Here is a 13,366-nt window from a genome sequence, read left to right as displayed (position 1 = left end):
TTATATTTTGAAGCATTTAATTGTCTACATTTCCTCTGCCAAGTCCCTAAGTTCCTCAACAGTCAACCAATCCACATTATTGTCACTAGTATAAGCAAAATCATCAGATAAACTTTTTCCACCTTCAGCATATTTCTTTGACCACCATGGAAATTCCGGTTGTATAATATAGTAATGGTCAAATTCTACAGTATGGCGAGCGTCGTCTTCCATAATCATGGCTTCATGTAATTTTTCACCTGGGCGTATACCGATAATTTCAATTTTACATTCTGGTCCAATGGCTTTTGCCAAATCTACAACCTTCATACTAGGAATTTTCGGTACAAATATTTCTCCTCCATGCATACGAGCTAAATTATCGAGCACAAATTGTACTCCTTGCTCTAAAGTAATCCAGAAGCGAGTCATTCGCTCATCAGTTACTGGTAAAGTACCTAGTTCTTTCATTTTTTTAAAGAAAGGAACTACACTTCCCCGGCTTCCTACCACATTGCCATAACGTACTACTGCAAAGCTAGTTTTTTTATCTCCAACATAGGCATTAGCAGCTACAAATAATTTATCCGAAGCTAGTTTAGTAGCTCCGTATAAATTTACAGGGCTACATGCTTTATCCGTCGAAAGAGCAATAACCTTTTCTACTCCACAATCAATAGCAGCTTCAATAATATTTTGTGCTCCATGAATGTTCGTTTTCACAGCTTCAAATGGATTATATTCACATGCATCGACATGCTTCATTGCTGCCGCATGAATAACGATATCGACACCATCAAATGCACGATGTAAACGTACCTGATCACGAACATCGCCTATAAAAAAACGTAAACGTTTATCATCAAATTCTTGCTTCATTTCATATTGCTTTAACTCATCACGACTAAAAATAATAATTTTTTTTACATCTGATAATAAAGCCTGCTTCACAAATTTTTTACCGAATGAACCTGTGCCACCCGTAATTAAAACAGTCTTATTTTTTAATACGTCCATTACGTATATCCCCAATCTAAATAAATAAATTATGTATAACCTTATTGCTTTTATTATACATTTAATCTCTTCCTCTATATATCGACATTATTCCCTAAAAGTAAATAAAAACCCACAAATAGTGTAGGTTTTTATTCTGTAGTGACAATATAATTGAACTTTTTTTCGTCAATAAACGGTACTTTTGGAATATAAGCACCTTGCTTAGAGGTTGTATAAAGTTGCAATGACATCCGATTTGCTTTTTGTTCAATCCATCTAGCATATATCTGTAAAATAGAAGTTGTATAAATAAATGAACCATCATTTGCAGTAACTGTTCTTAAATGAGTATCATTTTGAACTTTTCTGCCCGATGTGGAATTTTGAGCATGTGTTTGATTTCCTACAAAACCCAAATCCTGACCAAATAAAATAATTTTTTCAAATTCTAGATATTCCAATAGACTAATGGCAACTGTAGATACAGAACCTCCCGTCTCAAGCAAAGGCATTTTATATTTCTTTGCAGCCTGTTCTGCTAAAGGATAACCTTGTTGAAACAAAATATAAGAATCCCCCAAATGTTGTAAAACAGTTTCGGTATTAGCAGTACTTAAATAATATAATGGACCTAAATAACCTGATCCTTCAATTTGTTTGACGATGCTATGTTTTGCATCTGAAATTATTGCAGCTGTAGGAGTAATCCCGTTTAACAACAATAATTTTAAAGCAGAGCCTACTGCAAATATTTCAACATTTTCTTGCATACCTTTTAACCAGCTTATAGTTTTATTGAGAGATGGCCCAGACGCAACAAGGCATGCAATTTTTTTCTTATATTCTAGGTAATGCGGTGTTTCCGTAGAAATTTGTAAATTTTTATTAAAATTATCCTCCATCAATTCAGCAAATTGCTTATATGATACCTGGTTAATTTTTATACTTTCTAAATACGTAAATAGAGGATGATCCTGTCCTATAGCTTTGATCCAGTTACCAGGTATTAATACCTGTGTCTTTTCATTTAATATGATATCCTTTAAATCATGAATAATTTCTATACTTAATAGTAATTCATCATCTAAGTTGTTTTTCAAAAATAATTCATACTCAAATTTCTCGAAAAAATAAACTATTACTCTTTTAGACTCAGCTAATTGCGCTAATCTTTCAGCATGATAACCAAGACCTAAACCAATTAAGAAATACTGTTCCACTGATTCATCAAATTCAGTATCAATCCACTTCCATGCATCTTCCCTAGGTCTATATTTACTATAAATGGCATACTTATTTACAGTTAATGTTGCTTCTCCATTTTTCGCGATAGCAACTTCCCAATTCATTAATTTTCAAACCCTTCAATTGGTGATAGTTGTTCAAAAAATGGTGCAATTTCATATTCGAACATATCAGCAACTAATACATAATCTTGAATTTCTAACCCATTATTAATTTCATTCAAGAACTCATGAATTTGTTCAACTGGTAAGTAAACTGTTACTTTATTTTTAGACAGTAAATCACTAGCTTCTACTAACCAGCTCATTCCTTCAGAAAATTGTAAAATTATTTGCATGGATTCAGGTATTTCATCTTTTCGTAAATGTTCCGCAATTTGAATACTTCCATGAGGTACTCTTAAAATATACTCATTATAACTTGCAATAACTTCAATTATTTCTTTCATATATTAAACCTCACTATTCTCTAGTACTTTTTTTATACAAGACTCTGTATAAATAGCTGCTTCTTGAAGCTGTGTATACAATGCTTTTGTTTGCCTATTAGCTCTCATATACGCTTCATTATCACTTTCATTTTCTACAGGTAAATAATTATTTAAAATATCTATAGTAATAATGTTAGTCATTGGCTCCATAGGTATTTTATCTAGAAGCTTATTTACTGACTTCTCTACACTATTAAATTTCTTAAGCGATTTATTATCATAGCCTTTTAATGACTCTATACTTTTTAAAAGTGTGATTCCCTTATCCAACTTCTCTTTTAATTCATCTAAATTAAGAAGAAGTTGTTTTAAACTTTTATGAGTATCTAAATTTAAACCGATATTATTTCTTTTCACTTTAGTAACTTCTTCATTATTAGAAAATTTCATAAGAAAATCTTCTAATGTTATTTGTTCAAATCCATTTATCTTAACGCCGCCTTCAGTACAATTAAAAAAAGGTTCATCTGGTTTTTTTACAGTGATAAGCGCTTCAAAATCTAATTTCATTGATTGAAAGACTGGATTTGTCCAAACAGGCTCTCCATAATATCCTTCAACTTGAAAAGCCTCTCGCTCTTTTATAAATGCTTCATCAATTTTCCGAGCATGTTTATTATTTGCCGCATGTGTTAAATCATCAGTATATGCTAAATCCTGTCCGATTAATGCAATTTCTCCCGAGGAAATATAATGGGCTATATTAAAAGCAGCATGTGCCACACTACCCCCATACTCTAAAGTAGGAAATTCTATATTAAATTCGGTTTCAAGGTACATTGATAATTTATCAAAACTTTCTGTTCCAATTATATACCCTCTTTGTGAGAAGGATTCTCTAACCTTATAGTGATTTTGCAAACCATAAATTATTTCAGCATTTCTCAAATTTAATTGTTTAAAATGATTGTAATTTGGTTCGCCACCATCTATCGTTACAACATAATCAGGCTCAATATTATTACTTATTAATGAATTAGTAGTTGAGCCTGCTGAAATTAATATCATATTATTCCTATATTTTTTTAATAACGGTATTTGTTTCGTTAAAGAGGGCCCCCCAGAAGCTACCACTACAGGGCAATTATATTGTCTATGCAGCTCCTCAATTGAGCTATCTTCGTTAAGATTACGTAAATTTTCAATAAAATTACGTTGCCAGTCTTTCGCATAGCGTATTAACGTATAATCATTTGTTCTATTTTTATATTGTATATCAACTATTTTTTTCAGTAATCCCTTGTACTCATTCGGGAATACTTTATCATAATTTGGAGTACATATCGTTTTAAATGATACACGAGTATTTGCAGCAATCTCATTTATATAAAGCTCGAATATAGGTATAACCGTACTATTAAACGCAAATAGATTTGGTGCTTGATGTTTAAGTTCTAAAGTTTGATTATTAAATAAAGGATCTACCACAATTATAGTCTCTTCAAATGCTCTACGTTTTAATAACGCTTCTACTATATAACCACATCCATAACCAAAAATGATATGAGTGTGATGTAATGTGTATTGACGATCTACTAATTGTTCTGCTTCCTTAATAGGGTTATATTTACTATGTACAAAATACTCGTTTAATTTTAACGTATTATCACCATTTTTAGCTTGCAATAACTCAACACTTATATTCAAAACGTATCACCTCAATACTTCTATCAACATTTATTTAAATATTTAAAAAAACCTCTAGCCACAGCTAGAGGTTTAGCGTTTAAAATTAGCCTAATAATTGAAGAACGCCTTGTGGTTGTTGGTTAGCTTGAGCTAACATTGATTGTGCAGCTTGCATTAAGATATTGTTCTTAGTGAAGCCCATCATCTCTTTAGCCATATCTGTGTCACGAATACGTGATTCAGCAGCTGTTAAGTTTTCAGAAGTTGCACCTAAGTTGTTAATTGTGTGCTCTAGACGGTTTTGAACAGCACCTAAAGATGCACGCGTTTCAGATACACGGTTTAATGCTTTATCGATAACTGAGATTGAGTTATTAGCAGATGTTTGTGATGAGATATTGATACCTGTACCAATTTTGCTAGTACCTAATTCAGCTACATCTGTTTTAACTGCATTTACACCAAGTGCACTTGCAGACATATTACCGATGCTTAAGTTGATAGATTGACTAGAGTTTGCACCGATGTGGAACACTTTTCCACCTTTTGCTGTTGCATTGTCAATACTGAAACCAGAACCTGATTGTACTTTACCACCAAAGTTACCATTTAATAATTTTTGCGTATTGAACTCAGTGTCTGTAGAAATACGAGTGATTTCTTCTGCTAAAGAGTTGATTTCTAATTGAAGTGCAGCACGGTCAGAAGATACGTTTGTATCGTTCGCAGATTGTACTGATAATTCACGCATACGTTGTAGAATTGAGTGAGTTTCGTTAAGAGCACCCTCAGCAGTTTGGATTAAAGAAATTGAATCTTGAGCGTTTTTAGTAGCCATGTCAAGACCACGGATTTGTCCGCGCATTTTTTCAGAGATTGCTAAACCAGCAGCGTCATCGCCAGCACGGTTGATTTTGTAACCTGAAGATAATTTCTCAAGGTTTTTAGAGGCTTGAGTGTTGTTGAAAGCAAGGTTACGGTGTGTGTTTAAAGCTGAAATGTTGTGTTGAATTCTCATTTGGAATTCCTCCTTGAATGTTTGTTTTTGTCATTCCACATCCGTGTGGAATGTTTCGGATTAGGTAGTATGTATGTACTTCCTGCCCCTTACAATTTATATATCGTATTTAGTTGGAAATGTTTAATAGTTTTTCGAAAGTTTTTTTATTTTTTTATGTAATAGATTACTAATTTAAAATTATCACTTAAAAAACGTATTCTTTATTTTTTCTTCAGCTGTTCTAAGAAGCTTGAAGATGCTGTTAAAGCTTCTCTATTTTGCGCTTGAATAGCTTCAAAAACTTCTGAACGGTGTACCTTAACAGTTTTTGGCGCAACAATGCCGATTTTAATTTGCTCGCCTTCGACAGCTAGTATTTTAATTTCGATTTGATCGCCTATCATGATAGATTCATCTTTCTTACGAGAAAGTACTAGCATTATTCCGCACTTCCTTCCAATGTTTGCATTGGGTAACGTAATGGATAGGATTTATTATCTTGCAGGACAATTTGTTTACCACATCTTTTATCCATGTTAACGATTATAGGTGCCAGCAAATTAATCGTTGATTCTTGGAATGTTTCCTTCATTGTAACTATAGAGTATGTAAGTACGTTCTCTTCCTTCTCAATTTGTAGTTGCTCACGATCATCTTCGCTTATATCAAAACTGTAGTCTTTTTTGAAGGCGAACGGATAGGCAACTACAAAACCAATTTCCACATTATCAATTGATTGCAGTATCGCTAAAGGAAGTTCTGCATCTATAGGTAATAATACGAAATTTTTTTCATTCCCTAATCCAAGTAAGCCATGTTCAAATGTTAAGATGTCCTGTTCCTCAATTTCAATTTCACCTAAAAATTTAGTAGCAATTTTCATTCTTTTATACGCTCCTTTAAATGACGACATTAATGTCAACATCCGGTCTTTGTACCATTGTACCAGTTACTTTTCCTAGTGTGTATTCGTGTATTGGTTTGTTCACTTTTGCGTCAATTATTGGCTCTCTTCGCTGAATATTGACATCGGTTGTACCTGGTGTATAGTCTATTTTCACTGAACCTACTGATGGTACAAATTTAATATTAAATGGCGTACGGTGTGGACCATGATTTTGTTTTGCGATATTTTGGATAGTTGCACGGCCCTGGTCTTTACCAGCGCTGACCATCATTTGACGTCCCTCTCTCGCTCTACGTGCCATTCCCTGTAGATTCTCTTGTTTTCCTTTTTCTGCGTAGTTGGCACTTGATTCTAACGGACCTATCATCCCAATATCCCGTCTTGCCTGAGAAGAGTCTATCTTTAAAACGCCTTTAGTCGTACGAATTTCTAAAATAGCGGCTGGCTGTTCAATGTGCTGTGTTGCTTTCGGTTGTTTAATAGATTGTTGTGGTTTTGATATATTAAGGTCTAATTTCGCATCAGTTGTATGAATTTGGATTTGTGGGAGTCTCATCTGTTTCTCTCCTTTCAAGAAAAGCGTCTGAACAAAATGTCCAAACGCTTCTTTTAATCTTATTCGTTAAGATCTCTTGTCGAAATTTAAATGGCAAAACTATTTTATCTAATAAAATCTACTAATGTTTGTTGAATTATTTTTGCACCAACAGAAAGTGCAGCTTGATGAATCGATTCACTAGTAACCATCTCAGTAATAGCCTTTGCATAATCAACATCTTCATTATTAGACAATTGCTTTGTTACACCTATTTCTCGGATAGAAAGGCGATTCTCCATTAACTCCACACGATTTTGACGTGCCCCTACATCAGCCTGAGCCTCGAGAATTTTATTATGGATCGCTGTAATGTCATCGCCAGTACTTTGTTCAGCTACTCCTCCAAGCGCATTACCAATTTCCTCACCAGTAGCTGGTCCACCAGCACGATTAGGATCTAATATATCCGAAATTTTCTCCATCATTTTATCGACATCTTGAAACAGTTCAGCTCCAGGAGTATTCACTTTCATTTGAATACCATCATAAACTTCAATAACTACATCTTCTGAGTTTACTTTTGTTTGATCAATTTTACCATTTTCAAACAATGGCTGATTTGTACGTGTTCCGCTGAAAATATAACGATCCGCAATCTTGGTGTTACCTACATCCTGAATTTGCTTACGAATTTGATCGATTTCAGCTTTAATTTTCGCACGTTCTTCTGGTGTATTCGTATCGTTGGCCGCTTGAATAACAAGCTCACGCACACGCTTCATCTGCTCACCAACTTGGTTGAGCGATTCGTCTGTTGTGTCGATCCAGTTATTAACCTCATTCATATTACGTGTATATTGTTCTACTTGACCTAAATCACGGCGATAGCCCATTCCTTTTACTGCTATTACAGGATCATCAGAAGGGCGAGTAATTTTAGAACCTGAAATGATTTGATCTTGTAGCTTAGACATTTTACCATAGCTATTATTTAAGTTTAAAAGCATGTTATTCGATAACATGGATTGTGTTACGCGCATATTTTTTAAAAGCCCCTTTCTATCTTAATGCTAGAGTATTTTCTATAGTCCTACACGGCCCATGCCGTTAATGATTTTGTCTAATGTTTCATCGACAACTGTAATCATACGTGCGTTGGCATTATATGCTTGTTGGAACGTAATCATATTTGTCATTTCCTCATCAAGGGACACGGAACTTACTGAGGCACGATTACCAGAAAGTGTTACTAATAATTTTTCAGAAGTCATGTTTAAGCGATATGCTTCTTCACCATCAGTTCCTAGTTTACCGATCATTCCTTGATAGAAAGAGTTAAATGTCGCACCATTTAACTCACTTTGGCTTTTGGATTGAAGATTAGCAAGTTCAAGTGCCCATTTACCATTTCCTTCTTCATTCTTTGCATCAGATGCGGCTAATTTAGAAGGATCTTTTATAAAAATATCATTTACAATAATATTGCCTGCAGTTATTGGTGATCCGTCTTTCGTAGTAAAGAAATCTATATCATTTTGAACACCTGTTAAATCATAGCCTTGCTTATGCATTTTATTGAAGGCTTCAGCAAATTTAACTGCCAATTCATTAAGGTCTGCTAATGTTTCTACGTAATAACCTTTTGGCCCATCTGCACTATCATATCCGTACGAATCAATAAGAGATAATAGTTTCCCTTTACCTGGTTCTAACTGGTCATATGTAATTGATTCTGTTGAGCCCAACCCGCTTACTTGGATAGATGAGAACATATTGGACAAGTTTGTGCCATCAATTTGCTTTGAACCACCCGGATTTGCTACATTGCCATTTACTTCTAAATTAGCATAGTCTTTACCATTCACTAGCTCAATCTCTTTATCTGTTCCATATGGTTTAAATACAACTGTCAGGCTTCCTTCAGCCACTGAACTAGCATTTCCGCCAGATTCTACACGTTTAATGGATACAGGTATGTAATTATTTAATTCATCGATTAAAACATCACGCGCATCGTATAAGTCGTTCGGTACATGACCATTTGGCTCTACTTCCTGAACTTGTTTATTGATGGCAGCAATTTGCTTTAAGAGTGAGTTAATACGATCCGTCGCTACATTTATTTCATTCCCTAAGTTACCTTGAACTGTTTTTATCTGCTTGTCCATATATCTAAATGATTCAGCTAGGTGTTCAGCTCGTTGCATCGCTACTTTACGAGAGGCTGCATTTTCCGGATTTGTACTGACATCTTGAAGCCCTTTCCAGAACTGTTCTAATGCTGCGTTTAAACCAAATTGAGACGGTTCGTCCATTATATCTTCCATTTGAGAAATTGCATTTGAACGTGATTCCCAATAGCCTAGCTTGTTTGTTTCTTGACGGACTTGACGGTCGATAAATTCGTCACGAACACGTTGAATCGATCCCGCTTCTACCCCTGTTCCGAGATGTCCCGGATAGTTAGGTTGATTTAAACCTGCTTGAGGGAAACCTTGCGTCGCTTGCATATTTACTCGTTGGCGAGAGTAACCTAATGTATTTGCATTGGAAATATTATGTCCAGTTGTATATAAAGCTGTTTGTTGTGTAAATAAACCGCGTTTACTTGCTTCTAAGCCCATAAATGTTGAGCGCATTTTTTTTCCTCCTTTTTTGAACGTTTATAATTTCAAGCAAATGTTTCTTGCATAGGTGCAAGAAACTATGCTTGAGAATCAAAAAATGATTTTTTACCAACCTTATTTGTTCCGCGTATTTCACTACCAGAGTAGTTCATTTGCTCGGTTTGAGGTCGTAAGGAACCCATTGTCAGATTGACAAATTGTAGTGATTGAAACACTAGTTTTTGATTTAAATCGTTTTGTTTTTTTAAGTCGTTGATAATTTGCAATAATCGATTGCGAACAGCTGAGAGCGTGTCTTTTTCAGTCTGTTGTTCAGCAGCCTCGATGACATCAGCGACAGTTGCTTTGTCAGTTGAAGCAAATCCTTTTGCCCCAAGGTAATCCGTTACCTGTTTCTGACGCTGTTGCTCGAGCTTATCGATGGCCGCTACATGTGCCTGCTCATCCTTGAGCATTTGGTCCAGTGCTTCGATATCACCAGCTGTAATGATTTCAGTTTTTTTTATGGCTAGTTCAAGTAAGCTTTTATGCATTCTTTCTAGTTTTGTTAGTGTAGAACAAATCGTTTCTACAGACATATTGCGAAGCACCCTTTCTGATATTCCTTAGAAACGATAATATTTCAGCATATCTTCTGCCACTTTACGAGCGTCCACTTTGTATTCGCCAGAAGCGATATCTTCTTTTAATTGTTTTACGCGTTCTGCACGCTCTGTGTTGTATGTTGAAATCCCTTGCATCTCTTGTGCAGTCTTTGAAATTTCGATTTTATCTGCGAAGGATGCCTTGTTAGTGCTTGATTGTACATTGCGCACCTGATTATTATAGGCGTTCACTGCATTAATCCCATATGATGTAATTTTCATGTAATCCCCCCTATCTAAAAAGCTTATCTACCTATTATTTCGGATTGTCTCACATAATGTTAAGTTTTCAAATATAAAAAAGTGTGCTAATTTTGTTTAAAATTAACACACTTTAGTCCTATCAATTATGCCTCGGTATAATTGAGATATAAGATGTTAGCCTAAAATCATCGATTCCAGGTGTTTTCACAGGATGTGAAGTTCTTAGACTGAGTTCCTCTATTTCACCGGGAGTTTGGACACTCGCTGAAAGAAGTTAATGTTTTCGATCTGCGTGATAGGTTACACGATCACGATCTGCCACACTCTCACGGAACTCCTTCGCCGCTTCGAATGTACGTAGCTCTGACTTCAATTCATCCTGACATTTTGTACAAAGCTTGCCTGTTGTCGTTAGATGACCGCAGTTATCACATGGATAGCCAAGATTCGGGAACATCGCAGGCTGTAAACGCCCCTTGCGTACCCATTTATACAATAGCTCCTCTTCAGCTCCTGTTGCCTCAACAATACGTTCCACTGTCGCCGCACGGTTTTCACGTTTACGTAAAAAGCGATAAACGATTTGATATAAATCTTCTTCAGATTGAGCGCATTTATGACATACTTCTCTGACCCCTATATAATTAAAAAACTCATTACATTTCGGACAATTGCGAACCTCTGCCATCTACTCTTCCTCCTCTTAAATCAATTTCGCCTTGGCGTAATTGCGTCCGGATTTTGAATTGTGCAGGGCACAATTCATTCCTTTCAAAATCCGTGACATCCGCCGGAGGCTTTATCTTCGAATGAAGATAACAACAAAATACGAATCTTATATATTCGTAATCTATTATACACAATGCATTAGCATTTTCATCCATTAATTAGTGTGAAGCTTTTGACATTTTCAGCACCTGCATTTAATAAAACCTCAGTAGCATGCCTTAAAGTCGTTCCTGTAGCTTTTATATCGTCAAAAAGAAGATATTCTTTATGCCTTACTTGTGCTCCTTCTATCAGGTGGAAAAGAGGAGCTGCTTGTATTCGTTGCTCTCTATTTCTGGAGCTTTGCGTTTCTATCGTCGTCTTTTCTAATAGTTGCAAAAAGGGAATATTAGCAGCCTTTAATAACTCCTCCATATGCGAAAAGGTACGTTCCCTTTGCTTAAGGCGGTGCATAGGAATCGGTATAATGGTTGCTTTTTCATGCTTCAATCGTGCATGTAGCTCCTGCCGAAATACTTTAGCAAGTGCGACATCCTGAAGAAATTTATATTGATGCAAATAATCCTTCATCGCATCGTTATATTGGTAAAGTGCTGTAGCTGTTGAGGAATATTCAAATCGAGCTAAGCATCTATCACAGATAGTTGGTTGAAATTGTTTTGTTAAAAGTAGTTTCCATGAGATTGCTGATTGCAAAGGCTGTGAGCATAATAAGCACAGTGTTTCAATTTTATTCATTATAAAAATCCTTTCTTATTATAATAAAGAATTTTTGTCCGTGCATCATCCATTTCAGTCGTAATGCCATGATGAAAAAATACGACGTCTCCATCTGCAAAATCGATATTTCGACCAACTCGCCCAGCGATTTGTATGAGTGCACTTGAAGTAAAAATGGTTGATTCTGCCCCAATCACTGCAACCTGTACATTCTTGATCGTAATCCCTCTTTCTAAAATGGTCGTAGTCAGTAAACCCGGAACTTCTCTCTCACGTAGTTTAAGCACTTTTTCTTTACGTTCAGGATCTTCTGCATGTACTGCCATGATGCTGTCGTCTAATAATTGAAAAAGAGGTGTAGCTATTTTCATTAACTCTACTTTTGGGAAAAATAATAGAAATGGCTCTTTGCGTACAAGGCGCTCCTCTGTCCATTGTTTCAGCTTTCGTGGGATCTTTCCTCGTTTCAAGCTTTTTTCATAGCTCCATAGGGAATGAAATCGAGGGACTGGTAATGGACGATCATGATAGCGCTTCGGGATAAATGAATAAGAATTATTTTGATACTGAGTAAGTAGTTTATGCGAAGGGGTTGCCGTGACCAACAATAGTGGTGTATTTTCCGTTTTTGCCTTTTGCACTGCCCTTTGCAACGTTTTATCAAATGTATACGGAAAGGCATCAGCCTCATCAACAATCATGACGTCAAACGCTCGTTCAAACCGATAAAGCTGATGAGTTGTCGCCAACACAAGCTGGGCATAGCCCTCCTGCTTCGGTGATCCACCATATAATGCATGGATTATCGTTTGCGGGAAAACTTTTTGAAAGCGTGGATATAACTCTAACACTACATCTGTCCGAGGCGTAGCGATACATACTCGCAAGCCCTGCTCTAACGCATAATGAACAGTCGGGAAAAGTAGCTCTGTTTTTCCAGCCCCACATACTGCATGGATAAGATGGGAACGCCTTGCCTTGACACTTTCTAGCATTCCATTTGCTGCCTGCTGTTGTAGCACTGTAAATTGCCCTGCCCATTTGAGTGAATGCTTTCTTGTCCTAATTGCGCGAGGGCCTGTCCAAAGCATCAATTGCGTACAGCTACTCACTCTCCCGATATTCAGACATTGTCTACAATATATACATTGCTGCTGGCACTTTGAACAATCAAACGTTGTAAAGTGTTGAGGATTTTCATTATGGCAACGATTGCATTTTAGATATGGCTCTTTTTGAATTCCTTCTATTATATGAAAGTATTGATGACTGATTGATTTCTCGATATCCTCCTTTGAAAATGGGGCATGCTCCTTTAACCAAATACGTCCTTCATGAAAATCTCGTAATGCAGGTGGCAACAACCAACCTTTATATGTCATTACTTTGCTCCTTTCATGCGCTTTTTACCGGCGATTTTTGTTATCGGCGATGTTCTACGGTTTATCAGCGATTCTCGTTCTTCTTCCGGAGAGAGGGAAATTTCCTACATAAAAAAACGGTTCTAAGTCAAATATTGGGGTGGTGCAATCTTTTAGCACATTAACCCAGATGAACCCCATTTCTTTATACTTTAAATTTAATAAGATTTTTGCTCGAAAGTGATCGAAACGTCGAAAGCCATATGCATTCCGTTTCATCACTTTTGTTTTATT

General features: G+C 36.0%; 15 protein-coding genes and 1 pseudogene. All 16 read right to left on the bottom strand.

Features of this window, described 5'->3' with window-relative positions:
* Nucleotides 1-24: 24 nt before the first annotated feature.
* Complete coding sequence (gene pseB / locus ACQKN2_RS02350) at nt 25-996, bottom strand: UDP-N-acetylglucosamine 4,6-dehydratase (inverting) (protein ID WP_427413517.1); 972 nt, start codon at nt 994-996, stop codon at nt 25-27.
* Nucleotides 997-1,127: 131 nt separating this feature from the next.
* Nucleotides 1,128-2,327 carry a motility associated factor glycosyltransferase family protein gene (locus ACQKN2_RS02345; RefSeq protein WP_427413516.1) on the bottom strand — a complete coding sequence of 400 codons (1,200 nt, stop codon included), beginning with the start codon at nt 2,325-2,327 and terminating at the stop codon, nt 1,128-1,130.
* Nucleotides 2,327-2,671 carry a hypothetical protein gene (locus tag ACQKN2_RS02340; protein ID WP_427413515.1) on the bottom strand — a complete coding sequence of 115 codons (345 nt, stop codon included), beginning with the start codon at nt 2,669-2,671 and terminating at the stop codon, nt 2,327-2,329. Before ACQKN2_RS02340 ends, ACQKN2_RS02345 begins: the two co-directional genes overlap by 1 nt.
* Before the next feature lie 3 nt (nt 2,672-2,674).
* Nucleotides 2,675-4,360, bottom strand: coding sequence for a motility associated factor glycosyltransferase family protein (locus ACQKN2_RS02335; protein ID WP_427413514.1), 1,686 nt, complete (start codon nt 4,358-4,360; stop codon nt 2,675-2,677).
* 85 nt (nt 4,361-4,445) lie between these two features.
* A complete protein-coding gene (gene hag / locus ACQKN2_RS02330) occupies nt 4,446-5,360 on the bottom strand; it encodes a flagellin Hag (protein ID WP_427413513.1) in 915 nt (304 codons plus the stop codon).
* Nucleotides 5,361-5,563: 203 nt separating this feature from the next.
* Nucleotides 5,564-5,782 carry a carbon storage regulator CsrA gene (csrA, locus tag ACQKN2_RS02325; RefSeq protein ID WP_323645554.1) on the bottom strand — a complete coding sequence of 73 codons (219 nt, stop codon included), beginning with the start codon at nt 5,780-5,782 and terminating at the stop codon, nt 5,564-5,566.
* Entirely contained in the window at nt 5,782-6,225 is a 444-nt protein-coding gene (fliW, locus tag ACQKN2_RS02320) for a flagellar assembly protein FliW (protein WP_427413512.1), read from the bottom strand. Before fliW ends, csrA begins: the two co-directional genes overlap by 1 nt.
* 16 nt (nt 6,226-6,241) lie before the next feature.
* Entirely contained in the window at nt 6,242-6,805 is a 564-nt protein-coding gene (locus ACQKN2_RS02315) for a DUF6470 family protein (RefSeq protein WP_427413511.1), read from the bottom strand.
* A 104-nt stretch (nt 6,806-6,909) separates the two neighbouring features.
* Nucleotides 6,910-7,827 carry a flagellar hook-associated protein FlgL gene (flgL, locus tag ACQKN2_RS02310; RefSeq protein ID WP_427413510.1) on the bottom strand — a complete coding sequence of 306 codons (918 nt, stop codon included), beginning with the start codon at nt 7,825-7,827 and terminating at the stop codon, nt 6,910-6,912.
* A gap of 42 nt (nt 7,828-7,869) precedes the next feature.
* The gene (gene flgK, locus ACQKN2_RS02305; protein ID WP_427413509.1) at nt 7,870-9,426 is read right to left on the bottom strand and encodes a flagellar hook-associated protein FlgK; all 1,557 of its coding nucleotides are present in this window, start codon (nt 9,424-9,426) and stop codon (nt 7,870-7,872) included.
* A 65-nt stretch (nt 9,427-9,491) separates the two neighbouring features.
* Nucleotides 9,492-9,992 carry a flagellar protein FlgN gene (locus ACQKN2_RS02300; RefSeq protein ID WP_427413508.1) on the bottom strand — a complete coding sequence of 167 codons (501 nt, stop codon included), beginning with the start codon at nt 9,990-9,992 and terminating at the stop codon, nt 9,492-9,494.
* A gap of 27 nt (nt 9,993-10,019) precedes the next feature.
* Nucleotides 10,020-10,280: a flagellar biosynthesis anti-sigma factor FlgM gene (gene flgM / locus ACQKN2_RS02295; RefSeq protein ID WP_323645560.1), complete on the bottom strand. Its 261-nt coding sequence runs from the start codon at nt 10,278-10,280 to the stop codon at nt 10,020-10,022.
* A gap of 256 nt (nt 10,281-10,536) precedes the next feature.
* Nucleotides 10,537-10,950 carry a TIGR03826 family flagellar region protein gene (locus tag ACQKN2_RS02290; protein ID WP_427413507.1) on the bottom strand — a complete coding sequence of 138 codons (414 nt, stop codon included), beginning with the start codon at nt 10,948-10,950 and terminating at the stop codon, nt 10,537-10,539.
* A 188-nt stretch (nt 10,951-11,138) separates the two neighbouring features.
* Entirely contained in the window at nt 11,139-11,729 is a 591-nt protein-coding gene (locus tag ACQKN2_RS02285) for a ComF family protein (protein WP_427413506.1), read from the bottom strand.
* Nucleotides 11,729-13,093, bottom strand: coding sequence for a DEAD/DEAH box helicase (locus tag ACQKN2_RS02280; RefSeq protein ID WP_427413505.1), 1,365 nt, complete (start codon nt 13,091-13,093; stop codon nt 11,729-11,731). Before ACQKN2_RS02280 ends, ACQKN2_RS02285 begins: the two co-directional genes overlap by 1 nt.
* Before the next feature lie 160 nt (nt 13,094-13,253).
* Nucleotides 13,254-13,366, bottom strand: a pseudogene (locus ACQKN2_RS02275) (transposase); the annotation flags it as partial.

The sequence above is a fragment of the Lysinibacillus sp. NPDC093688 genome, from assembly GCF_050280145.1.
GTDB classification, from domain to species: domain Bacteria; phylum Bacillota; class Bacilli; order Bacillales_A; family Planococcaceae; genus Lysinibacillus; species Lysinibacillus xylanilyticus_B.
The sequence above is the reverse complement of the archived record's forward strand: the minus strand, read 5'-3'. Positions and strand labels throughout refer to the sequence as shown.

Excerpts from the sequence above, each read along its gene's own strand:
- pseB (WP_427413517.1), bottom strand. The coding sequence starts at position 996 with ATGGACGTATTAAAAAATAAGACTGTTTTAATTACGGGTGGCACAGGT.
- ACQKN2_RS02345 (WP_427413516.1), bottom strand. The coding sequence starts at position 2,327 with ATGAATTGGGAAGTTGCTATCGCGAAAAATGGAGAAGCAACATTAACT.
- ACQKN2_RS02340 (WP_427413515.1), bottom strand. The coding sequence starts at position 2,671 with ATGAAAGAAATAATTGAAGTTATTGCAAGTTATAATGAGTATATTTTA.
- hag (WP_427413513.1), bottom strand. The coding sequence starts at position 5,360 with ATGAGAATTCAACACAACATTTCAGCTTTAAACACACACCGTAACCTT.
- csrA (WP_323645554.1), bottom strand. The coding sequence starts at position 5,782 with ATGCTAGTACTTTCTCGTAAGAAAGATGAATCTATCATGATAGGCGAT.
- fliW (WP_427413512.1), bottom strand. The coding sequence starts at position 6,225 with ATGAAAATTGCTACTAAATTTTTAGGTGAAATTGAAATTGAGGAACAG.
- ACQKN2_RS02315 (WP_427413511.1), bottom strand. The coding sequence starts at position 6,805 with ATGAGACTCCCACAAATCCAAATTCATACAACTGATGCGAAATTAGAC.
- flgL (WP_427413510.1), bottom strand. The coding sequence starts at position 7,827 with ATGCGCGTAACACAATCCATGTTATCGAATAACATGCTTTTAAACTTA.
- flgK (WP_427413509.1), bottom strand. The coding sequence starts at position 9,426 with ATGCGCTCAACATTTATGGGCTTAGAAGCAAGTAAACGCGGTTTATTT.
- ACQKN2_RS02300 (WP_427413508.1), bottom strand. The coding sequence starts at position 9,992 with ATGTCTGTAGAAACGATTTGTTCTACACTAACAAAACTAGAAAGAATG.
- flgM (WP_323645560.1), bottom strand. The coding sequence starts at position 10,280 with ATGAAAATTACATCATATGGGATTAATGCAGTGAACGCCTATAATAAT.
- ACQKN2_RS02290 (WP_427413507.1), bottom strand. The coding sequence starts at position 10,950 with ATGGCAGAGGTTCGCAATTGTCCGAAATGTAATGAGTTTTTTAATTAT.
- ACQKN2_RS02285 (WP_427413506.1), bottom strand. The coding sequence starts at position 11,729 with ATGAATAAAATTGAAACACTGTGCTTATTATGCTCACAGCCTTTGCAA.
- ACQKN2_RS02280 (WP_427413505.1), bottom strand. The coding sequence starts at position 13,093 with ATGACATATAAAGGTTGGTTGTTGCCACCTGCATTACGAGATTTTCAT.